The organism is Comamonas sp. JUb58 (genome assembly GCF_004364775.1).
GTDB lineage: Bacteria > Pseudomonadota > Gammaproteobacteria > Burkholderiales > Burkholderiaceae_C > Comamonas.
The window spans coordinates 1-22,060 of record NZ_SOAL01000036.1 but is presented as its reverse complement, the minus strand read 5'-3'; the positions used below and the strand labels follow the sequence as shown (position 1 = coordinate 22,060).

Here is a 22,060-nt window from a genome sequence, read left to right as displayed (position 1 = left end):
TCAAGCTCAAACTAAAAGGCCTGAGCCCGGTGGAGTACCGAACTCAGGCCTTGAGCCGCTAACATTCAACTGTCCAACTTCTTGGGGTCAGTTCAAATGCTGGCGGCGTTCATGGGTTGGGCGCTACCGCTTAGGCAGAGGCCTTAACCAAAGGCTTTTTGCAGCGCTTGCGCCAAATCCTGCTGCAGGTCATGCGCATCTTCCAGCCCGATAGAGAAGCGCACCACCGTGCCCGGCTGCAGTTGCGACTCACTGATCGCCCGCATGCTGCCAATCTTGTAGGGCACCACCAGGCTGATCGGGCCGCCCCAGCTGTAGGCCAGCTTGAACAGGCGCAGGCTCTCGCAGAACAGGTCGATCTGCTGCTGGCTGTAGCGCGGATCGATCACCACGCTGAAAAGACCGGCGGCAGCACCTTGCTTGCCCGCCACCGCGCCAGCGCCGCAGAGCTGCTGCCAATGCGCATGGCCAGGCGATCCGGCAAAGGCCGGGTGCAGCAGCTGCACCACGGCGGGCTGCTCGGCCATGAAGGCCGCCAATTGCCGGGCCGCCGCATCTTGCGCGTGGTAGCGCAGCGCCAGGCTGGGCAGGCTGCGCAGCACGGTCTCGATATCGTTCACTCCCACGCCCAGGCCCAGGTGCATATGCGTGGCCTGCACCTTGCGGTGCACGGCGGCATCACGGGTCACGATGGAGCCCATCAGCACATCACCGCCACCGCTGGGGTACTTGGTGAGCGAATGCGCCGACACATCCACGCCCGTGCGGTATCTGCCATCGCCATCGAGGTCAAAGCAGTTGAAGGCCAGGCCGGCACCCCAGGTGTTGTCCAGTGCCGTGGCAATGCCTTTTTGCTGGCACAGGCGCACAAGGCCCACCAGATCGGGGAACTCCATACTGACCGAGCCAGCGGCCTCCAACCAGACCAGGCGGGTGTTGTCCTGGATCAGGCTGGCGCAATGGTCGACCCGCATCGGGTCGTAGTAGCCGATGCTGACGCCAAAGCGCTGCAGCTCGCTCTCGGCAAAGCCCTTGCTCGGGCCGTAGACGTTGTCGGGCAGCAGCACATGGTCACCGCTCTTGAGCAGGGCCAGGCCAATCACCGATATCGATGCCAGGCCACTGGGCACCAGCACGCAGTGGCTGCCGCCTTCCAGCGTGGCAATGCGCTCTTCCAGAATGTAGGTGGTGGGCGTGCCGTGCAGGCCATAGGTGAAGGCGCTCTTGTCCTTCCAGTCCCAGCTGCGCATCGCCGCCACATTGGGGAAGAACACGCTCGATGCCTTGAACACGCCGGGCTGCGGCGCTGCAAAAGGCGCATCTGGCGCATAGGGGTGGTGGATGATGCCGGTGATCGGTGCCTGGTTTTTAGGGGTGGAGCTCATAGCAAAAAAAGTCGGTCAGAAAACGGAACAGCTGCGGGCTATTGTGCAGCAGATAGGCTCAGCGCAAAGCCGCCACCACCAAGCCCAGCGCTGCGGGCTTGGCACCCGCATCAAAGTAGCGGCTGGCCTGCAGCAGCGCCGCGCTGTTTTGCAGGGGCAGCCAGTCGCCGCCTGCGCAGCGCTGCCAAGCCAGCGGCCCGGCGCCACCTGCCGCTGTTACGACAGCCGCCAGCCAGGCATCCAGCCCATCCGCCGGCGCTGGCCACCAGCGTGCCTGCTCGCCCAGGCTGACCAGCACCGGCAGCGCTTGCGCCGATACAGCCGGCGCCATAACGGGAGCCTCCAGCGCCGCCAAGGCATCACGCGCCCAGGCACGCAGCCCTGCGCGGTAGCCCTTGTCGGGGAACTGCGCTGCCCATTGCTGGCGGTCCGCATCCATCTCAGCCCCCATTGCGCTGCTGCCCAGTGCGGCGGCAATATCCAGCGCCGGCTTGCGCGCCACCTGCTCCAGCCAGAGCCGGTAGTCGGCGCTGGGCGCTGCGGCGTTGGGCGGGTTGATCAGCCACAGCCCTTGCACAGGCTCGCCCAGCGCAGCCTGCTGCACCACAAGCGCCTGGGCCAGGCGTGCAGCATCGCCATGGGCGACGATGACCAGCCCCTGTTCGCCATCCAGATGCAAATGCTGGATCAGGTCTTGCAGCATCGCCAGCTGCTGCGCATCGCCCAGGCGCTGGTCCTTTTTGGGTTTGTCGCTGCGCCCCAGGCCCAGCCAATCCGGGGCCAGCACGCGGTCCCCCCGCGCGGCCAGGCCGGCTGCCAGTTCGCGGAACAGGCCTTGCTGTGCCGGCAGGCCGGGCAGCAGCAGCCATTGCCGGGCAGCGGCGGCTGGTGCGGGGTTCTGGCCCGCACTGTCTTTGGCATGCAGGCGCAGACCGCCCAAGGCCGGCCAGTCGCTGTAAAAGCAGCTGGGGCAGTTGCAATCCAATGCCGGGGCAAACAGCGCATCGGGGGTACGCAGGGCGTCGTCGCGCAGCGGGTGGCTGGCCAGTGCCTGCTGCTTTTGCTGCACGCGGCGCTGGCCAAAGAATGCTGTCAGCAGGGCCGCGGCCTCGTCCGCCAACACCCCAGGGGTCACGGCGGTGTGGTGGTTCAGCGCGGCCTGCGCAAACAGGTCCAGCACCGATCCCCCGGCGCCGGTGCGCGGCTCGGCAGCGCCCCAGACCACGCGGTCCAGACGCGCATGCAAGATGGCGCCGGCGCACATCGCGCAGGGTTCCAAGGTGACATACAAGGTACAGCCATCGAGCCGGTAATTGCCCAGGCGCTTGGCCGCATCGCGCAGGGCCTCGATCTCGGCATGGGCGCTGGGGTCATGGGCGCCAATCGGGTGGTTAAAGCCCCGGCCCACAATCTGGCCATCGCGCACCACCACGGCCCCCACGGGCACTTCGCCCGCCTGCGCCGCAGCGCGCGCCTGCTCCAGCGCGGCGCGCATCCAGTGCGCATCACCAGGCTGGGGGGCCAGTTGGCCGCCACTGCTGGTAGGGACGAGGCTGTCAGCCATCGCCGTCACTCTTCGGCTTGTTTCAGGCGCTGCGCATCCTGCTGCACCGCCTGGTTCAGCTGGTCCTGCACCTGCTGCTGGATCTGCCGGCTTTGTGCATTCACATCCTTGCTGGTGTCGATCTGCGGCACGGGTACGCCTTCCACGGCAGCAGGCGCGGGCGCCTTCGTCACGCCCATGTTCTGCTTCATCAGCAACGCCACAATCGCCATCACCACCAGCAACCCTGCCAAACCCAATACAGCCCGCATAGCATCCTCCCTCCGTTTTGTATGCGGGTCTGATTATCGCGCGGCATCGGAGCCAGTGGCTGGCTGGCCCTGGTTGGCCTGCCACAGCTGCACGGCCAGCGCACGGATTTCGTCGGCCAGGTGCAGGCGCTGCAGCCAGTGTGGCGGTATACCCTGCTCGCCCCAAAAAGCGCCCGCCATCTGGCCGGTGATCGCCGCCGTGGTGTCGGCGTCGTCGCCCAGATTTGCGGCCTCCAGCACCGCGTCCTCAAAACAGTCATGACGGGCAAAGCACCACAGCGCCGCCTCCAGGCTGCGCACCACATAGCCCGAGCCCTGGATGTCCTCGCGGTCTTTGGCCAGGTACTGGCCTTGCGCGATCTGCTGCAGCGGGGGGCTCGCCAGCGGCAGATCCGCCAGCGCCAGCACCTCGTTTTTGGGGCTGCCCTGCAGCGCGCGGGCGATGGCGACCGCCAGCAGGCGGCAGGCATCCAGGCACTCTGCCGCGCCATGCGTGGTTTGCGAGCTGAGCGCTGCCTTGTCTTGCAAGTGCTGCGCATCGCCGCAAAAGCGCAGCGCCACAGGCGCCAGCCGCATGATCGAGCCATTGCCAGCGCTGTGCGGGTCCGTGCTGCCAGCCAGCGGATTGCCGGTTAGCAAGAACCTCTGCAAAGCTTCCCGCGTGGCCATGCCAATGTCAAAGCAATGGCCGGTGGCGCTCCAGTAGCCCCACTGGTACCAATTGGCATAGCGCGCCATCTGGTCGGCCGGGTCGCAATCGCCCTTGGTGACCAGACTCTCGGCCAGGCATAGCGCCATCGAGGTGTCGTCCGTCCACTGCCCCGCGCGCAGCGAGAACGGGCCCCCGCCCACCATGTCGGTCAGCGGCACAAAGCTGCCGCGCGGCTGGAACTCGACCGTGGTGCCCACCGCGTCACCGCAGGCCAGGCCCAGCAGTGCGCCTTGAAAACGGTCCAGGCTGGGCGACATCACCGACCTCCGCTGCGCAGCTGCGCCCGCGCCGCCATCAGCGCAAAGCCCAGCAGATTGAGGCCGCGCCAGTGCTCAGGCTGCTGGGCCAGCCCATCCTGCGCCGCCAGGCCAATGCCCCAGATGGCATCCACCGGGCTGGCCTCCACCAGCACGCGCTCCCCGGTCGTCAGCAGGTAGTCCTGCAAATCCGCGTTCTGGCCAAACTTGGCCGCATTGCCGCGCACGACGATGTCAAAGCAGGCAGCGTTCCAGCGCTCGCTGTCAAAACCCCGCACCGTGCGGCCCAGTGCCTTGGCCTGCGCCGGGTTCGCGCATTGCAAAATCCTGGCCCGCGCTTCGTCATCGCCAAACAGCCGCGCCTTCTCGGCCATCATGAAGTGCTCGGCGCTGCGGTAGTGCGCGCCGTCCACCGTGAACCCGGCCTCAAACCACTGGCTCAGGCAACCCTTGCCGACACGGCCATCGGCCTCGGGCTGGTGGCCCCAGAAGAACAGGTAGCGGGGCTGATGGCCTGCCTGGATCTGCGAGAGCAGTTCGGGCACGGAGCGGATGCTGTCGTTGGTATGCGTCATGTCCATTCTCTTATCTCAGTTCTCTTGTTTCTCAACCAGCCACCAGTGCGCAAACGCGGCCAGGCTGGCATGGGTGGAATGCAGTTGTTGCAGTGCCGGCCCGCAGTTGGGGCTGCCCTCGGGTTCGCGCAGCACCAAGGCGCCATGGATGCCTTCTGGCAGGCCGGCAAAGTTCGGTAAATAGTCATCCACAAAGGCCAGCGGCTGCAGCTGGGCCAGCGCTGTGGCCTTGGGGCTGCCGGCGCTGGCATCGTTGCCAGTTGCGATCACCCGCTCAATCGGAAAGCCATGGGCACGCAGGTTGGCCAGCCTTGCCTGGGCAAACTGGGGTGGCAGTGCGGTCAGGCATACCAGCTCAAAGCCGGCGCCCTCCAGTTGCTGGCAAGCCGCTAGCGCACCGGGTACAGCAGGCAAGGCGGACCAGAACTGCGCATCCAAGCCTGCACGAAACTGGTGCAGCGCATTGCCGCTCAGCCGCTCCACATCCCAGCGGTCTGCCGCCCAGTAGGCATGGGGGTTGCGCAAGGCAGGGTAGCGGCCAAAAGCACGCTGCCAGGCACCGGCATAGGCCAGGTTGTAGTCGAGCAGCACGCCATCAGCATCCAGTGCCAATACGCGATGGCCGCTCATGCGTCCAGCCTCTGCAGGTAGGCCACGGGCACGGTGTCGGTCAACCAGACGCCATTGTCCGAGCAATAGAACACATGGCCATTGGCGACCATGCGCGCCGCATCCACCCGCAGCAAGGCCAGCTTGCCGTGGCGCCGCCCTACCGCACCCGCCGTCTCGATGCTGGCCGACAGGTGTACATGGTGGCGCTTTTGGCGTTGCAAGCCTTGCGCCAGGATCGCGTCAAGAAAGCGGGTCGCCGTACCGTGGTAGAGCGCATCCGGTGGGGTGCTGGGGGCCAGTTGCAGTTCGACGGTGACCGAATGCCCCTGGTTGGCACGGATGCGCTTGCCGTCCTCGCTGAACGCAAAGCGCTGCTTGGCGCAGCTCGCCACCACCGCCTGCAATTGCGCCAAGCTCATGGCTTTGCCACTGCGGGCCAGGCAGGCGAGCAGTTCGTCGGTAGGCGCCCAGCCTGCGGCATCAAGCTGCAGGCCAATGGCCTGCGGGCTGTGCCGCAGCACCAGGCTGAGCAGCTTGCTGCGGCAGGTCATGGTGGCGGACGGCTCGCCGACCTGGGTGTCTTTGCTTGCTTGTTCAAAAGTCATCATTCATCTTTCTTGTAGTTATGTATCAATTAGAGCGCATGCCTGCCACCTGCGCCGCGCCTTCAGGCTGTAAGTTGTATTGAGCAACTTACATGAGTTGTACAATACAACTAGCTTTTCCATCCGTCAAGGTTTTTTATGGCCTCCAGCGCTGCCAGCCACCAACCCATTGATTTTGTACGCCCCTATACCACGGTGGATGTGGTGATCTTCAGCGTGGTGGACGGGGCCTTGAAGGTCTTGCTGGTGCAGCGCCCGGCGTCCGGCTCGGAGCCTTTCCCGGGGCTGTGGGCGCTGCCCGGGGGCTTTGTCGATGTGGCGCAGGACAGCGACCTGCAGGCCTGCGCCAACCGCAAACTGCGCGAGAAAACCAATGTCGCCAGCCCCTACCTGGAGCAGCTGGGCAGTTGGGGTGGGCGCAGCCGGGATCCGCGTGGCTGGTCCGCCACCCATGTCTACTTTGCCTTGATCGCTGCGCAGCCGCTGACCCTGGCCAAGGGCGCCAATGCGGCCGATGTGGCCTGGTTCGAGGTCGATGCGCTCGGCGGCGAACCAGAACTCGCCTTCGACCACAGCGAGATCCTGCGTGCTGCGGTCGAGCGCCTGCGCGGCAAGGTGGAGTACACCTCGCTGCCCGCCTTTTTGCTGCCCGAGCCCTTTACCCTGCCCCAGCTCCAGCAGGTGTACGAGACGGTGCTGGGCCGGCCGGTGGACAAGAGCGGCTTTCGCACCCGCATGCTGGCGGCGCAGTTTCTGCAGGAGGCCGGGCATGTCGAGGGCCCCTCCAACCGCCCGGCCATGGGCTACCGCCTGGCCGACCGCAGCGCACCGGTGGTGTTTCCGCGCACCTTCAGCCCGCGCGGCTGAAAGGGGGGCCTGGTGCTTGGGCTGGCGCGGCAGTCAGCTTATCTCCCAGCGCAGCGGCCCTGCAGCAGCGACCTGAGATAATCCGACCCCTATGTCCCTCCTGCCCCACCAGCTCGAACTGCTCTCCCCGGCCCGTGATGCCGATATCGGTATTGAAGCCATCAACCATGGCGCCGATGCCGTCTATATCGGAGGTCCGGCCTTTGGCGCACGCGCCACGGCGGGCAATGACATCCGCGACCTGGAGCGCCTGATCAACCATGCGCACCGCTTTGGCAGCCGCATCTTCATCACGCTCAACACCATCCTGCGCGATGACGAGCTCGAAGGCGCGCGCCAGATGGCCTGGCAGGTGTACGAGGCCGGCGCCGATGCGCTGATCATCCAGGACATGGGCCTGCTGGAGCTGGACCTGCCGCCGATCCAGCTGCATGCCTCCACCCAGAGCGATATCCGCACGCCCGAGAAAGCCCGCTTTCTGCAGGATGCCGGCCTGTCGCAGATCGTGGTGGCGCGCGAGCTGGATCTGAAACAGATTGCCGCCGTGCGTGCCGCGACCGACCCGGCCCGCACGACGATTGAATTCTTTGTCCATGGCGCCCTGTGCGTGGCCTACTCGGGCCAGTGCTACATCACCCATGCCCACACCGGCCGCAGCGCCAACCGGGGCGATTGCAACCAGGCCTGCCGCCTGCCCTATGAGGTGCTGGATGCCCAGGGCCGCATCATTGCGCATGAAAAGCATGTGCTGTCGATGAAGGACAACAACCAGAGCGACAACCTGCGCGCACTGATCGATGCCGGCGTGCGCAGCTTCAAGATCGAGGGGCGCTACAAGGACATGGGCTATGTGAAGAACATCACCGCCCACTACCGCAAGCTGCTCGACGAGATCATCGAAGAGCGCGAGTTCTCGGATGCGCCGCTGGCGCGCTCTTCTTCGGGCCGCACCAGCTTCAGCTTTACGCCCGATCCGGACCAGAACTTCAACCGCGAGTTCACCGACTACTTCGTCAATGGCCGCAAGGACGATATCGGCGCCTTTGACACCCCCAAGACCCCGGGCCGTGCGATCGGCTGGGTCACCAAGGTGGGCGAGAACTTTGTCGAGCTCGAAGCCTCCAGCCGCGACACCGTGCTGCACAACGGCGATGGCCTGTGCTACTACGACCTGCAAAAAGAGCAGGTCGGCATGCAGATCAACCGTGCCGAATCGGTGGATGCGAAGAAATCGCTGTGGCGCGTGTTCCCCAAGGACCCGATTACCGGCTTCAAGGACCTGCGCAAGGGCCTGGAAGTGAACCGCAACCGCGACATGGCCTGGGTACGCACCCTGGACAAAAAGTCCAGCGAGCGCCGCATTGGCCTCTGGGCCCAGCTCGGCCAGACCCCGGACGGCTTTGCGCTGACCCTGACCGATGACGACGGCTTTGTCGGCAGCGCCAGTCTGGTGCAACCGCACCAGCCCGCCACCGACAGCGAACGGGCCGAAGCCAGCCTGCGCGACCAGCTGGGCCGCTTTGGCGCCACGATTTTCTCGGTGCGCGACATCAGCCTGCAGCTGGACCAGCCCTGGTTCATCCCGGCATCCGCACTGAACCAGCTGCGCCGCGATGCCGTGGCCGCGCTGGAAGCCACCCGCGAAGCCGGCTTTGTGCGCCTGCCGCGCGCGCTGCCGGTGGAGCCACCTGCACCCTTCCCGGAAGACACGCTGACTTACCTGTCCAATGTGTTCAACCAGAAGGCGCATGACTTCTATATGAAGCATGGCGTCAAGGTGATCGACGCGGCCTACGAGAGCAAGGAAGAAGAAGGCGAAGTCTCGCTAATGATCACCAAGCACTGCGTGCGCTTCTCGATGAGCCTCTGCCCCAAGCAGGCCAAGGGCGTCATCGGCGTCAAGGGCACCATCAAGGCCGAGCCGCTGCAGCTGATCAATGGCAAGGAAAAGCTGACCCTGCGCTTTGACTGCAAGCCCTGCGAGATGCATGTGGTGGGCAAGATGAAGCGCTCGGTCATCAACCAGCATGCCAAGGAGATGCAGGAGTTCCCGATGCAGTTCTACCGCACCCGGCCAGCAGTGGTGCGCACCTGATCGCCCCGGCTCCTGCTAGCCCGCGCCCATAAAAAAAGCTGCAAGAGCTTCGCTCTGCAGCTTTATTTTCATCAAGGCCCAGGCACCGAGGTCAATCCTTGGCCCGGCTGTCCGCAATGGACAGTCCCTTGATAAAACCGGTCAGGTGCCAGACTCGGCGCTTTCGCGCGACTCCAGAGCACGGTTGATACCCAGGGCCGCCAAGGTGCAGACGGCGCCCGACAGCAGATACAGGCAGACAGCAATCAAGCCAAACTTGGCCGACAGCCCCAGCGCCACCAGCGGTGCAAAGGCGGCGCCCACCAGCCAGGCCATGTCGGTAGACAGGGCCGCACCGGTGTAGCGGAAGCGGGGCGAGAAGTTGGCGGTGACCGTGCCGGACGACTGGCCATAGGACAGGCCCAGCAGCACAAAGCCGACGAGGATGAAGATGTTGTTACCCATCACGCCGCTGGACAGCAGCTTGGGCGTGGCCAGGCTGAACAGCGCAATCAGCACCGCCATCGCGCCCAAGGTGTTGCGCCGGCCATAGCGATCGGCCAGCTTGCCCGAGGCCACAATCGCCAGTGCCGCACAGAAGGCACCCAGAATCTGCACCAACAGCACATGCACGATGGGCTGCTGCGAATACAGCGAGATCCAGGACAGCGGGAACACGGTGACCAGGTGGAACAACGCAAAGCTGGCCAGTGCCGCAAAGGCGCCGATGGCCACGTGGCTGCCCTCCTCGTCGATCAGGCGGGTGACGCTGACGGGTTCCAGCTCACGCTCCTGCATGGCCTGGGTGTAGGTCTGGCCCAGCACCAGCTGCAGCCGCGCAAACAGGGCCACCACGTTCACCGCAAAGGCGACATAGAACGGATAGCGCCAGCCGAAGTCGAGGAACTCCGCCTGCGACAAGATGCTGTGCAGGTAGGCAAACAGGCTGGCCGCGAGCACAAAGCCCAGCGGCGCGCCCAGCTGGCCTATCATCGCGTACCAGCCCCGGCGGTTGCTGGGCGCGTTCATCGCCAGCAGCGACGGCAGGCCATCCCAGGAACCACCCAGCGCCAGGCCCTGGGCAAAACGGAACAGCGCCAGCAGCCAGATGGCGGTGCGGCCGAGAACCTCATACCCGGGTAAAAAGGCAATGCCGACCGTGGAGACGCCGAGCAGAAACAAGGCCACTGTCATTTTGGCGGCACGTCCCCAGCGGCGCTGGATGGCCATGGAGATGGCGGTGCCCACCGGTCGGGCGACAAAAGCGATGGAAAAGATCGCAAATGACAGCAACGTGCCATTGAGCTGCGAAAAGCTGGGAAAAAAGACGCTTGGAAAGACCAAGACTGCCGCTATGCCAAAGACGAAAAAATCAAAATACTCTGACGAACGACCGATAATGACGCCGACCGCGATCTCGCCAGGTGTTACATCTTCATCAGAATGGGCACGGGAATGGGGATCAGCACCGGGGGTGCCGCCGACAGGAGATGCTGTGTAACCGAGACTACTCATACAAAAGCTCCTTCCTCAAGCTGTTACCGGCCTGCTGAGACCGTACCTTTACCAGGAGCCTAGCTGGGTACTTTCTGAGAGGGCGTAGGACAAAATGTCCAATCGACAGGCCTGCCTCTAGCATTTACATTTGGGGGGATTTTGCAATCCATGTTTATACCTAAGCGCGCTTGCCGTGCCCTTTCGCATGCCTGATCTGAAAAAACTTCACGGGCCCTCACGGCTCGTTGCGGCGTTACTGGTTGCCGCCAGCCTTGCAGGCTGTAACACCGTCGTTCTCAACCCTGCGGGTGATGTGGCGGCGCAGTCCGGCAATCTGGTGATCATCGCCACCTTGCTGATGCTGATCATCATCGTTCCGGTGATCGTGCTGATCCTCTTGTTCGCGTTCAAGTACCGCGAAAGCAATGAGCCCGCCGACTACGATCCGGAATGGCACCACTCCACGGTGCTGGAGCTGGTGATCTGGTCCGTTCCGCTGCTGATCATCATCGCGCTGGGCGCCCTGACCTGGATCTACACCCACAAGCTCGACCCCTACCGTCCTCTGGACCGCATTGACGCCAACCGCCCTCTGGCCGCTGACGTCAAGCCGCTGGAAGTCGAAGTGGTGGCCATGGACTGGAAGTGGCTGTTCATCTATCCCGAACAAGGCATTGCCACCATCAACGAGCTGGCTGCGCCCGTGGACCGTCCGATCCGCTTCAAGCTGACCTCGACCACCACGATGAACGCCTTCTACGTACCTGACCTGGCCGGCATGATCTATGCCATGCCATCGATGCAGACACAGCTGAATGCCGTGATCAACAAGCCTGGCGTGTACAAGGGCATGAGCTCGCACTACAGCGGCTCGGGCTTTGCCGGCATGACCTTCAAGTTCCACGGCCTGAGCAATGGCGACTTCGACGCCTGGGTGCAAAAGGCCAAGACCGAAGGCGCCACCTTGGACCGTGCGGAATACGTGAAGCTGGAAAAGCCAAGCGAGCGCGATCCTGTCCGCCTGTTCAGCACTGTTGACAACACCCTGTACCACGCCGTTCTCAACCGCTGTGTTGAAGCCGGCAAGATGTGCATGGACGAAATCATGGCCAAGGATGCGATGGCCAACATGAAGGCCCGTGCAGCTGCAGGCAAGAGTGTTTCGCTGATCCCTGAGGACGACGTGTGCACGGTGGCCAACGCCCCTGCCGTGGTCGCCTCCCTGGGCGAGCAAGCGCCTGGCACCCCCGTGGCGCAGTAACCCCATCGAGAATTTTCAAAGAGACTCAATATGTCCGTAGCTACAAACGTAAGCCATGACCCGCTCCTCGGGCGGCTGACATGGAATGACATACCGATGGTGCATGAGCCCATCGTGTTGGTGACCTTCATCGCCGTGGTCCTGGGCGGCCTCGTGGTCGTCGCCGGTATCACCAAGTTCAAGCTTTGGGGTCCGCTGTGGAAGAACTGGATCTGCTCCATCGACCACAAGAACATCGGGATCATGTACATGATCCTGGGCCTGGTCATGTTCCTGCGCGGCTTTGCCGACGCGATCATGATGCGTGGCCAGCAGGCGCTGGCCGCCGGTGACTCGATGGGTTACCTGCCTCCGCACCACTACGACCAGATCTTCACCGCCCACGGCGTGATCATGATCTTCTTCGTGGCCATGCCTTTTGTGACCGGCCTGATGAACTATCTGGTGCCGCTGCAAATCGGTGCGCGTGACGTGGCCTTCCCGTTCCTGAACAACTTCAGCTTCTGGATGACCACCTCCGGCGCCGTGCTGGTGATGGCCTCGCTGTTCGTCGGTGAGTTCTCCACCCTGGGCTGGCTGGCACTGTCGGGTCTGGGCGAGTACCACCCGGGCGTGGGTCTGGATTACTACATCTGGGCGCTGCAGATTGCCGGGGTCGGGACGACCTTGTCCGGTATCAACCTGATCGTGACCATCATCAAGATGCGCGCACCTGGCATGAACCTGATGAAGATGCCTATCTTCACCTGGACCTCGCTGTGCACCAACGCGCTGATCGTGGCCTCCTTTCCGATCCTGACCGCTGTGCTGGTTCTGATGACCCTGGACCGCTACGTCGGCACCAACTTCTTCACCAACGAGCTGGGCGGCAACCCCATGCTGTACGTGAACCTGATCTGGATCTGGGGCCACCCAGAGGTCTACATCCTGATCCTGCCTGCGTTCGGCGTGTTCTCCGAAATCGTCGCTACCTTCTCGCGCAAGCGCCTGTTCGGCTACACCTCGATGGTGTACGCGACCGTGTGTATCACCATCCTGTCCTGGCTGGTGTGGCTGCACCACTTCTTCACCATGGGCTCCGGCGCCAGCGTGAACTCGTTCTTCGGCATCACGACGATGATCATCTCGATCCCGACCGGCGCCAAGATCTTCAACTGGTTGTTCACGATGTACCGTGGCCGCATCAAGTTCACCGTGCCTATGCTGTGGACCGTTGGCTTCATGCTGACCTTCACCATCGGTGGTATGACCGGTGTGCTGCTGGCCGTGCCGCCTGCTGACTTCGTGCTGCACAACTCGCTGTTCCTGATCGCCCACTTCCACAACGTGATCATTGGTGGTGTCGTGTTTGCCGTGTTCGCCGGTATCAACTACTGGTACCCCAAGGCCTTCGGCTACCGCCTCGATGAGTTCTGGGGCAAGGCATCGTTCTGGTTCTGGTTCTTCGGCTTCTGGGTTGCGTTCACGCCGCTGTACGTGCTGGGACTGATGGGTGTGACCCGTCGTGTCAACCACTACGAAGACACCTCGCTGCAGATCTATTTCATCATCGCTGCCTTCGGTGCCGTGCTGATCGCTCTGGGTATCGCCTGCTTCTTCGTTCAGCTGTTCGTCAGCTACCTCAAGCGCGACCAACTGCGTGATGTGACCGGTGACTGCTGGAACGGCCGTACGCTGGAATGGGCTACCTCGTCGCCTCCTCCCCAGTACAACTTCGCCTTCACGCCAGCCGTGCATGACAGTGACGCCTGGTGGGACATGAAGAAGCACAGCTACAAGCGCAAGCTCGACGGTTTCGTGGAAATCCACATGCCCAAGAACACCGGCGCCGGCTTCGTGATCTCGATGATCGCCCTGGTCTTCGGCTTCGCCATGATCTGGCACATGTGGTGGATCGCTGGCATCAGCTTTGCTGGCATCGTGTTGGCTTCGATCATCCACACCTTCAACTACAAGCGTGACTACTACATCCCTGCAAGCGAAGTAGCAGCCACCGAAGAAGAACGTACCCAATTGTTGGCCCGCCATGTCTAATCACAACACCCTCGCCGGCGCGACCGGTACCCGTGACTACTTCCTCAAGGAAGAACCGCACGTAGAAAATGGCACCGCTCTGGGCTTCTGGCTCTACCTGATGAGCGACTGCCTGATCTTTGCAGCCCTCTTCGCCACCTACGGCGCGCTGGGCCGCAACTATGCAGGTGGCGCTGGTGGTGCCGAACTGTTCGACCTGAGCCTGGTGGCTATCAACACCGCCTTGCTGCTGTTCTCGTCCATCACCTTCGGCTTTGCCATGCTGGCCAAGCAAAAGGGCTCGGTCAAGGGCACCGTCGTCTGGCTGATCATCACCATGCTGTTTGGTGCCGGTTTCCTGGGCGTGGAACTGTATGAGTTCCACCACCTGATCCATGTGGGCGCTGGCCCGCAAAGCAGCGCTGCGATGTCGGCCTTCTTTGCACTGGTGGGCACCCACGGTCTGCACGTGACCTTTGGTCTGGTGTGGCTGGTGGTGCTGCTGCTGCAAATCGGCAAGCACGGCCTGACCCGTGAAAACAACCGCCGCCTGATGTGCCTGTCGATGTTCTGGCACTTCTTGGACGTGGTCTGGATCGGCGTCTTCTCCTTCGTATATTTGATGGGAGTGCTGTAAATGAGCGCACAACATAACCATGCAGCACACGGCCACGATGACCACGGTCATGACGACGGCCCACACAGCACCTTCTCGGGCTACATGATCGGCTTCTTCCTGTCGATCATCCTGACCGCCATCCCCTTCGCTGTGGTGATGGGTGATGTGTTCGAGAACCGCACCACCACCGTGGTCGTGATCGCCTTCTTCGCCGTGGTGCAGATCATCGTGCACATGATCTATTTCCTGCACATGAACGGCAAGGTCGAAGGCGGCTGGACCCTGATGTCCACCATCTTCACGATCGTGTTCGTTGCGGTGACCTTGGCCGGTACCTTGTGGGTCATGTACCACATGAACACCAACATGATGCCTGGCCACAACCACAACCCGGCCGCCGTGACCCAGCAGCAACCTGCTGCCGAACAAGGCCACACCAACCACTAAGCTGTTTTGACCAACGAAACGCAACGGAATGCGCAGGGCCAGCCCCGGCATTCCGCACTTTTTCAGGCGATGCTCGCAACCGTGGGCATCGCCTTGTTCTTGGGCTTTTGCGCCTTGGGCACCTGGCAGGTCTACCGCCTGCAATGGAAGCTGGACCTGATCGAACGGGTCGAGCGCCGGGTGCACAGCGCCCCCCAAGCGCTGCCCGCCCTGGCCAGCTGGAACCAGCTCGATGCCAAGGCGATGGAATACCAGCCCAGCAGCCTGCAAGGCCAGTGGCTGACCGACAAGACCGTGCTGACCCAGGCCACTACGGTGCTGGGCTCCGGCTTTTGGGTGCTGACCCCGCTGCAGCAAGCCGATGGCAGCCAGGTGCTGGTCAACCGCGGCTTTGTGCCCGATACCCTGCGCCGTGACTGGGCAGGCGGCCCGCAGCTGACAGCAGCAACGCCCACCGGTAACGTCAACGTGATCGGCCTGCTGCGCGCCACCGAGCCCAAGGGCGGCTTTCTGCGCGACAACGACCCGCAGGCCGGGCGCTGGTTCTCCCGCGATGTGCAGGCCATTGCACAGGCCCAGGGCCTGACGCAAGCGGCGCCCTTCTTCATCGACGAAGGCCTGCCCGATGGCAGCGCCGAAGTGGTGGGCGAGCAAAAGCGCAGCAGCGCCAGCGATCTGCAAAGCCAGCAATGGCCACGCGCCGGTCTCACGCAGGTGCGCTTTGTCAACAACCACCTGGTCTATGCACTGACCTGGTATGGCCTGGCACTGATGGTGGCAGGCGCCACCTGGCTGGTGCTGCGCAAACGCAAGCGCCTGCGTTAATCAACCCACACGGACCGGCGCCCATCGGCGCCGGTACCACTGGCAGGCGCAAGGCCTGCCGACTGCGGCACAATCGCACGGTGCCACTGTCCATCCCCTCCCCCTTTCAGGTCACCCACACCACCGACCGCCAGAACATGCAGCTGCTCATCCAGCTGCGCTGGCTGGCCGTGATCGGCCAGGTGGTCACCATTTCGCTGGTCCGCTGGGGCTTTGACATCTACCTGCCTCTGTACGAGATGCTGGCGGTGCTGGCCGGGCTGGTCATCACCAACCTGATCTGCGTCTGGTGGCTGCGCTGGCGCCAGCACGATATCTCGTCCAGCGATCTGTTTGTGGCGCTGCTGGCCGATGTGGGGGCGCTCAGCCTGCAGCTCTACCTGAGCGGCGGCGCCAACAACCCCTTCATCACCTTGTTCCTGCTCCAGGTCACCCTGGGGGCGGTGCTGCTCAAGCCCTTCTATGCCTGGGGCATCGTGGTGGTCACCGGCAGCTGCGCGGTGGCGCTGGCCTTTTTCTACCAGCCACTGCAGATCATGAGCCACCGCAGCGGTGCCATGCATGCGCTCTACTTGCTGGGTCTGCTGATCAGCTTTGGGCTCAATGCGATCTTGCTGGTGTCCTTCATCAACCGCATCATGTCCAACCTGCAGCTGCGCGATGCGCGCCTGGCAGACCTGCGCCAGCGCGCCGCCGAGGAAGAGCACATCGTGCGCATGGGCCTGCTGGCCAGCGGCGCCGCGCATGAGCTGGGCACGCCGCTGTCGACCTTGGCGGTGATTCTGGGCGACTGGCAGCGCATGCCCTCGATCGCGCAAGACAGCGAGCTGATGGAGGATCTGCACGAGATGGAGCACCAGGTGCAGCGCTGCAAATCCATCGTCACCGGCGTGCTGCTGTCGGCGGGCGAGACGCGCGGCGACGCGCCCGAAAGCACCACCCTGGTCACCTTCATGGACCGGGTCGCCGCGCAGTGGCAAAGCCACCGCCAGCCCGGCAACTTTGTCTACCGCAAGCAGGTGGCGCGCGATATTCCGATCATCTCGGATACCTCGTTGCAACAGATGATTTTCAATGTGCTGGACAATGCGCTGGAGGCCTCGCCGGGCTTTGTGCAGCTCGTGGTGGAATGCCCCGCGCAGGACGATGCCCAGCTGGTGCTGCAAGTCACCGACAGCGGCCCGGGCTTCAAGCAAGAGATCCTGGAACACCTGGGCAAGCCCTACCAGTCCACCAAACAGCGCCCTGGCGGTGGCTTGGGCCTGTTTCTGGTGATGAACGTGGCCCGCTCGCTGGGCGGCCATGTCGAGGCCCGCAACCGCGAGCAGCACCTGGGCGGCGGAGCAGCTGTTCGCATCAGCCTGCCGCTGGCCTCCATCGCCCTGGATGATGAACCACACCATGACGCAAACCCAAGAACGCCTGTTACTCCTGGTTGAAGACGATGCCGCTTTTGCCCGCACCCTGCGCCGCTCCTTTGAGCGCCGGGGCTACCGCGTGCTGCATGCCAGCAGTGCCGACGAGGTGGCGCAATTGCTGCAGACCGAGCGCCCGCATTACGCGGTGATGGACCTGAAGCTGGCCGGCCATGCCTCGGGCCTGTCTTGCGTGCAGCTGCTGCATGCACAAAACCCCGATGCGCTGATCGTCGTGCTCACCGGCTATGCCAGCATTGCCACGGCGGTGGAGGCCATCAAGCTCGGCGCCTGTCACTACCTGGCCAAACCCTCCAACACCGACGACATCGAAGCGGCCTTCAGCCGGGTCGAAGGCAGCACTGAGGTCGACCTGACCGCCGCCACGACCTCGATCAAAACGCTGGAGTGGGAGAAGATCCACGAGACCCTGGCCGAGACCGGCTTCAACATCTCCGAAACCGCGCGCCGCCTGGGCATGCACCGCCGCACCTTGGCCCGCAAGCTGGAAAAGCACCACGTCCGTTAAGCACCACTCAGGCAGCGTCCTCGCAGGCCTGCACCAGCGCCTGCAACACCGGTGAGCGCTGCTTGCCCTGGCGCTGCAGCAGCGAGAACTGGCGCCGCATCGGCGGCAACAGGCTGTGCAGCACCGCCAGCTCGCCCCGCTCAATCCAGGGCTGGGCAATGACCCGCGACAGACAGCTGATGCCCGCGCCCCGCGCCACGGCGGTGCAGATCGCCTCCGAGCTGCCCAGCACCGCCGCAATCGGCCATTCGCGCAACTGGGAGAGCACCGTAAACTCCACCGCCTCGCGCGTGCCCGAGCCCTCCTCACGCAGCAGCCAGCGGCAGGCGCCCAGCTGCTGCGCGCTGACAGGGCTGTGGCCTGCTGCCGTTACCAGCGCATGGCCAGGCGCGGCGATCAGCACCAGCTCATCCTCGCGCCAGGGCTGCACCTCCAGCGCCGGCCAGTGGCTCACGCCTTCGATAAAGCCCAGGTCCACACTGGCCTCGCTCACCGCCTCGGCCACCTCGCGGGTATTGCCAATCACCACCTCAAACTGCACCTGGGCATAGCGCTGCATAAAGTCCGCCAGGATGGCCGGCAGCACATGGTTGGCGATGGTGGTGCTGGCCGCCAGCCGCAGCACTACGGGTGCCATGGGCTCCGTCTGCTTGGTGGCCTGCTCCAGCTGCAAGGCCAGCTCCAGCAAGGCCTGCGCTTGAGGCCAGAGGCTGCGCCCCAGGTCATTGAGCACCAGGCGCTTGCCGCTGCGGGCAAACAGCTGCGCGCCCAGGCCCGCCTCCAGCTGCTGCAAGGCGGCGCTGACCGCTGATTGCGACAGGCCAATGGTCTGTGCTGCGGCGACCGTGCTGCCGCTGTGCGCGATGGCGCAGAAAACCTCCCACTGACGCAGGCTGAGATGGAGCATGGTGACGGCACCCAAGGCACTTGGGTTGATGAAGCAATATCTACCTATTTTATCGATAGATATTAACCAAACAATTAGTTATACAGATATAAGAATAATTTCTATAGTGACCCCATATCGCCCAGCAGCCTGCCGCTTTCGGCCCTGCCAGGGCCTCTGGAACCGCCCATGTCACTCGCCAACCTTCCCCTCTCCCCACTGCGCAATGCCCACTGGCTCGATGCGGCCAAACGCCTGGCCCCCGGTCTGCTGCTGTGCGCCGCCATTGCCTGGCTGGCCAGCAGCCTGGCGGCCCTGCCCTGGTTTGGCAACCATGGGCTGAGCGCGCTCACGGTGGCCATCGTCATCGGCATGCTGGTGGGCAACACCGTCTATGGCTGGGTACAGGCGCCGGCGGCAGCGGGGGTGGGCCTGTCCAAGCAGCAGCTGCTGCGCCTGGGCATCATCCTCTATGGCGTGCGGCTGACCTTCCAGGACATCGCCGCCGTGGGCGCCAGCGGCGTGCTGATCGATGCGCTGATGCTCAGCAGCACCTTTGTGCTGGCGCAATGGCTGGGCCAGCGCTGGCTGGGGCTGGATGCACGCACCAGCATGTTGGTGGGCGCCGGCAGCGCCATCTGCGGCGCAGCAGCCGTGCTGGCCACGGCACCAGTGGCCAAGGCGCGTGCCGATGATGTGGCGGTCGCCATTGCCACCGTGGTCGTCTTTGGCACCGTGGGCACCTTTCTGTACCCCGTGCTCTACCAGTGGCTGGCACCCAGCCTGCAAATGAGCGAGGCCGGCTATGGCCTCTGGGTGGGCTCGACCGTGCACGAGGTCGCCCAGGTGGTGGCCGCCGGCGGCGCCATCAGCAGCAGCGCGGCCGATACCGCCGTGGTGGCCAAGATGGTGCGGGTGATGATGCTGGCGCCGTTTCTGATTGCGCTGTCGCTGTGGCTGGCCAAGCGCCCTGGCCGTGATGCATCGGCCCCGCAGCCCGCCGCCAACGGCGCCGTGCAGGCCAGCCAGATCACCATTCCCTGGTTTGCCTTGGGCTTTGTCGCGGTTGCAGGCATCCATTCGCTGGGCGTCATTCCAGCTCAGGCGCTGGCCATCGGCGTGCAATGGGACAACGCCCTGCTCACGATGGCCATGGCCGGCCTGGGGCTCACCACCCATGTGCGCTCGGTGCGGGCTGCGGGCATCAAGCCCTTGCTGCTGGCCCTGGTGCTGTTTGTCTGGCTGGTGCTCGGCGGGCTGGCGGTCAATACCTGGCTCTGAGCTTATGAGGCCTCTGAGACCTCATAAGCTCATACCCAAAAAATCGTTGGTCCGGTGCGCAAAGCTGTTACAACAGGCAGGCATCTTTTCGCCAACAAAAAGGATTCCAACACCATGCGCATCGAGACATTGGCCGTTCACGCAGGCTATTCGCCCGACCCGACCACCAAGGCTGCGGCCGTGCCCATCTACCAAACGGTGGCCTACGCCTTTGACAGCGCGCAGCATGGCGCGGACCTGTTTGACCTGAAGGTGCCGGGCAATATCTACACCCGCATCATGAACCCGACCACCGATGTGCTGGAAAAGCGCGTGGCCGCGCTCGAAGGCGGCATTGCCGCGCTGGCGCTGGCATCGGGCATGGCGGCGATCACCGCAGCCATCCAGACCCTGGCGGAAGCGGGCGACAACATCGTCTCGGCCAGCACCTTGTATGGCGGCACCTACAACCTGTTTGCCCATACCTTTCCGCAGCAAGGCATCGAGGTCCGCTTTGCCGATCCGCGCGACCCGGCCAGCTTTGGCGCCTTGATCGACGACAAGACCAAGGCCGTATTCATCGAGTCCATCGGCAACCCCTTGGGCAATGTGACCGACATCCGCGCACTGGCCGATGTGGCCCACCGTCACGGCGTGCCGCTGATCGTGGACAACACCGTGCCCTCGCCCTATCTGCTGCGCCCCATCGAGCATGGTGCCGACATTGTCGTGCACTCGCTCACCAAGTACCTGGGCGGCCATGGCACCAGCGTCGGCGGTGCGATTGTCGATAGCGGCAAGTTCCCCTGGGCGGAGCACAAGGCGCGCTTCAAGCGCCTCAACGAGCCCGATGTGAGCTACCACGGCGTGGTCTACACCGAAGCGCTGGGCCCAGCGGCCTACATCGGCCGCGCGCGCGTGGTGCCGCTGCGCAATATGGGCGCGGCCATTTCGCCGCAGAACGCCTTCCAGATCCTGCAAGGCATCGAGACTCTGGCGCTGCGCATGGACCGCATCTGCGAGAACACCCAGAAGATTGCCGAGGCCCTGCAAAAGCACCCCAAGGTGGCCTGGGTGCGCTATGCCGGCCTGCCTGAGCACCCGGACCATGCCACCCTGCAAAAGCAGTCGGGCGGCCGCGCCTCGGGCATTCTGTCGTTCAGCCTCAATGCCGCTGATGGCGAAGGCCGCGCCGCCGGTGCCCGCTTTCTGGATGCGCTGCAGCTGTTCACCCGCCTGGTCAATATTGGCGATGCCAAATCGCTGGCCACGCACCCGGCCTCCACCACGCACCGCCAGCTGGACAGCAGCGAGCTGGAAAAAGCCGGTGTGAGCGAAGGCATGGTGCGCCTGTCCGTCGGCATCGAGCATGTCGATGACCTGCTGGCCGATCTGGAGCAGGCGCTGGCCAAGGTCTGAGGGCCCTTCGCGCATAAAAAAGAGCCGCTTGCGATAAGCGGCTCAATCACAGTGCTCTTTGATCTGCGGACGGCTTCAGAGCCCGTTTAGAAGCGGTAGCCCACGCCCACGCCCAGCAACCAAGGATCGACCTTGAAGGTTCCCACCTTGGTGCCTGCCGAGCGCACATCGGTCTTGATGTAGACCTTCTTCACATCGACGTTGATCGACCAGTGCTTGTCCAGCATGTAGTCAAAACCGATCTGCAGCGCCGGGCCAAAGTTGTTCTTCTTGATCGATGGATCCAGCGCAGCCTCTACCGCAGGTGCAAAGTTCACGTTCGAGAAGCGCGTGTAGTTCACACCGGCGCCCAGGTAAGGCTTGAAGGCGCCCATATTGGTGAAGTGGTACTGCGCCAGCAGGCTGGGCGGCAGGTGCTTGAGGGTGCCAATCTTGGCGCCATCAGAGCGCAGGTCGTGCTTTTGCGGGTAGGTCAGCACCAGCTCGGCCGCGATATTGGGCGTGAAGAAGTAGCTCACATCCACTTCGGGAATCGTCTTGTCATTGATCGACAGACCCAGGCCGGTGGAGTCCTTGTTGGCGCTGTCCAGATGCACCGCGCGCACACGCACTTGCCAGGGGCTTTGCGCCTCTTGCGCCATCGCGGCGCCCGACACCATTGCACATACAGCCGCCGCTGCCAACATCATTTTTTTCATCGTCATTGCCCTCGCTGCGATCTTGCTCGCATGGATTGAAAAGTAGCTGAACCGAGCCTGCATCTGCACGCACCAACCGGCGCCAAACGCCTTATTGGAAGGCTGCAGATCCGTCTCTGCGGTCCATGCCTTGCATCTTCTTCCTCTGCGCGCCAGGGGGCCCTGACCCAGATCAACGAGACAAAACAAGCGATAAAAAAAAGGTTCATCGAGGAATACCGGGGAACGCGGCGCGGATCTTGAGAAAGAAGTAGTCCTCATCTCGATATCCGTAGGCGCGGCGCTTGAT

At 63.6% G+C, this 22,060-nt stretch carries 21 protein-coding genes; 11 read left to right on the top strand and 10 right to left on the bottom strand.

All coding sequences use genetic code 11. The features are described from left to right. Positions 1-143: 143 nt before the first annotated feature. Genes EDF71_RS24140 through EDF71_RS24110 form a run of 7 tightly spaced genes read right to left on the bottom strand, consistent with a single transcriptional unit; the run spans position 144 to position 5,961 of the window. A complete protein-coding gene (locus EDF71_RS24140) occupies positions 144-1,385 on the bottom strand; it encodes a PLP-dependent transferase (RefSeq protein ID WP_133859064.1) in 1,242 nt (413 codons plus the stop codon). Positions 1,386-1,443: 58 nt separating this feature from the next. Then, positions 1,444-2,949, bottom strand: a complete 1,506-nt coding sequence (gene tadA, locus EDF71_RS25220; protein ID WP_166656640.1) for a tRNA adenosine(34) deaminase TadA — start codon at positions 2,947-2,949, stop codon at positions 1,444-1,446. A gap of 5 nt (positions 2,950-2,954) precedes the next feature. After that, positions 2,955-3,200, bottom strand: a complete 246-nt coding sequence (locus EDF71_RS24130; RefSeq protein ID WP_133859063.1) for a hypothetical protein — start codon at positions 3,198-3,200, stop codon at positions 2,955-2,957. 33 nt (positions 3,201-3,233) lie between these two features. Then, a complete protein-coding gene (locus tag EDF71_RS24125) occupies positions 3,234-4,169 on the bottom strand; it encodes an ADP-ribosylglycohydrolase family protein (RefSeq protein ID WP_133859062.1) in 936 nt (311 codons plus the stop codon). After that, positions 4,169-4,744: an NADAR family protein gene (locus EDF71_RS24120; protein WP_133859061.1), complete on the bottom strand. Its 576-nt coding sequence runs from the start codon at positions 4,742-4,744 to the stop codon at positions 4,169-4,171. The genes EDF71_RS24125 and EDF71_RS24120 overlap by 1 nt, the downstream gene beginning before the upstream one ends. 15 nt (positions 4,745-4,759) lie before the next feature. Next, positions 4,760-5,374 (bottom strand): HAD family hydrolase, encoded by a 615-nt coding sequence (locus tag EDF71_RS24115; RefSeq protein ID WP_133859060.1) that lies wholly within the window; start codon positions 5,372-5,374, stop codon positions 4,760-4,762. Next, positions 5,371-5,961: an RNA 2'-phosphotransferase gene (locus EDF71_RS24110; RefSeq protein WP_133859059.1), complete on the bottom strand. Its 591-nt coding sequence runs from the start codon at positions 5,959-5,961 to the stop codon at positions 5,371-5,373. Before EDF71_RS24110 ends, EDF71_RS24115 begins: the two co-directional genes overlap by 4 nt. 138 nt (positions 5,962-6,099) lie before the next feature. On the opposite strand from EDF71_RS24110, the gene EDF71_RS24105 reads away from it, so the two are divergent. Further along, on the top strand, positions 6,100-6,828 hold the full coding sequence (locus tag EDF71_RS24105; RefSeq protein WP_133859058.1) for an NUDIX domain-containing protein: 729 nt from the start codon (positions 6,100-6,102) through the stop codon (positions 6,826-6,828). Positions 6,829-6,919: 91 nt separating this feature from the next. Beyond that, positions 6,920-8,923 (top strand): U32 family peptidase, encoded by a 2,004-nt coding sequence (locus tag EDF71_RS24100; RefSeq protein WP_133859057.1) that lies wholly within the window; start codon positions 6,920-6,922, stop codon positions 8,921-8,923. Positions 8,924-9,064: 141 nt separating this feature from the next. On the opposite strand, the gene EDF71_RS24095 is transcribed toward EDF71_RS24100, so the two are convergent. Continuing rightward, positions 9,065-10,417, bottom strand: coding sequence for an MFS transporter (locus tag EDF71_RS24095; RefSeq protein WP_133859056.1), 1,353 nt, complete (start codon positions 10,415-10,417; stop codon positions 9,065-9,067). A gap of 187 nt (positions 10,418-10,604) precedes the next feature. On the opposite strand from EDF71_RS24095, the gene cyoA reads away from it, so the two are divergent. The 7 genes from cyoA to EDF71_RS24060 all read left to right on the top strand — a co-directional run bounded on the left by cyoA (position 10,605) and on the right by EDF71_RS24060 (position 17,508). Further along, entirely contained in the window at positions 10,605-11,660 is a 1,056-nt protein-coding gene (gene cyoA, locus EDF71_RS24090; protein WP_133859055.1) for a ubiquinol oxidase subunit II, read from the top strand. A 30-nt stretch (positions 11,661-11,690) separates the two neighbouring features. After that, complete coding sequence (gene cyoB / locus EDF71_RS24085; RefSeq protein ID WP_133859054.1) at positions 11,691-13,694, top strand: cytochrome o ubiquinol oxidase subunit I; 2,004 nt, start codon at positions 11,691-11,693, stop codon at positions 13,692-13,694. Further along, positions 13,687-14,310 carry a cytochrome o ubiquinol oxidase subunit III gene (gene cyoC, locus EDF71_RS24080; protein WP_133859053.1) on the top strand — a complete coding sequence of 208 codons (624 nt, stop codon included), beginning with the start codon at positions 13,687-13,689 and terminating at the stop codon, positions 14,308-14,310. The genes cyoB and cyoC overlap by 8 nt, the downstream gene beginning before the upstream one ends. Further along, positions 14,311-14,739 (top strand): cytochrome o ubiquinol oxidase subunit IV, encoded by a 429-nt coding sequence (gene cyoD / locus EDF71_RS24075; RefSeq protein WP_133859052.1) that lies wholly within the window; start codon positions 14,311-14,313, stop codon positions 14,737-14,739. 69 nt (positions 14,740-14,808) lie between these two features. Next, on the top strand, positions 14,809-15,564 hold the full coding sequence (locus EDF71_RS24070; RefSeq protein ID WP_133859067.1) for an SURF1 family protein: 756 nt from the start codon (positions 14,809-14,811) through the stop codon (positions 15,562-15,564). A gap of 80 nt (positions 15,565-15,644) precedes the next feature. Continuing rightward, positions 15,645-17,003, top strand: coding sequence for an ATP-binding protein (locus tag EDF71_RS24065; RefSeq protein ID WP_243854438.1), 1,359 nt, complete (start codon positions 15,645-15,647; stop codon positions 17,001-17,003). Next, positions 16,966-17,508 carry a response regulator transcription factor gene (locus EDF71_RS24060; RefSeq protein WP_133859051.1) on the top strand — a complete coding sequence of 181 codons (543 nt, stop codon included), beginning with the start codon at positions 16,966-16,968 and terminating at the stop codon, positions 17,506-17,508. Before EDF71_RS24065 ends, EDF71_RS24060 begins: the two co-directional genes overlap by 38 nt. A 7-nt stretch (positions 17,509-17,515) precedes the next feature. Here the strand turns inward: EDF71_RS24060 and EDF71_RS24055 are convergent, their stop codons facing one another. Next, positions 17,516-18,415, bottom strand: a complete 900-nt coding sequence (locus tag EDF71_RS24055; RefSeq protein WP_133859050.1) for a LysR family transcriptional regulator — start codon at positions 18,413-18,415, stop codon at positions 17,516-17,518. 168 nt (positions 18,416-18,583) lie between these two features. Between EDF71_RS24055 and EDF71_RS24050 the strand changes: the two genes are divergently transcribed. Beyond that, complete coding sequence (locus EDF71_RS24050) at positions 18,584-19,675, top strand: YeiH family protein (RefSeq protein WP_133859049.1); 1,092 nt, start codon at positions 18,584-18,586, stop codon at positions 19,673-19,675. A gap of 114 nt (positions 19,676-19,789) precedes the next feature. After that, the gene (locus EDF71_RS24045) at positions 19,790-21,073 is read left to right on the top strand and encodes an aminotransferase class I/II-fold pyridoxal phosphate-dependent enzyme (RefSeq protein ID WP_133859048.1); all 1,284 of its coding nucleotides are present in this window, start codon (positions 19,790-19,792) and stop codon (positions 21,071-21,073) included. An 86-nt stretch (positions 21,074-21,159) separates the two neighbouring features. Here the strand turns inward: EDF71_RS24045 and EDF71_RS24040 are convergent, their stop codons facing one another. Continuing rightward, complete coding sequence (locus EDF71_RS24040) at positions 21,160-21,771, bottom strand: OmpW family protein (RefSeq protein WP_133859065.1); 612 nt, start codon at positions 21,769-21,771, stop codon at positions 21,160-21,162. Positions 21,772-22,060: the final 289 nt, after the last annotated feature.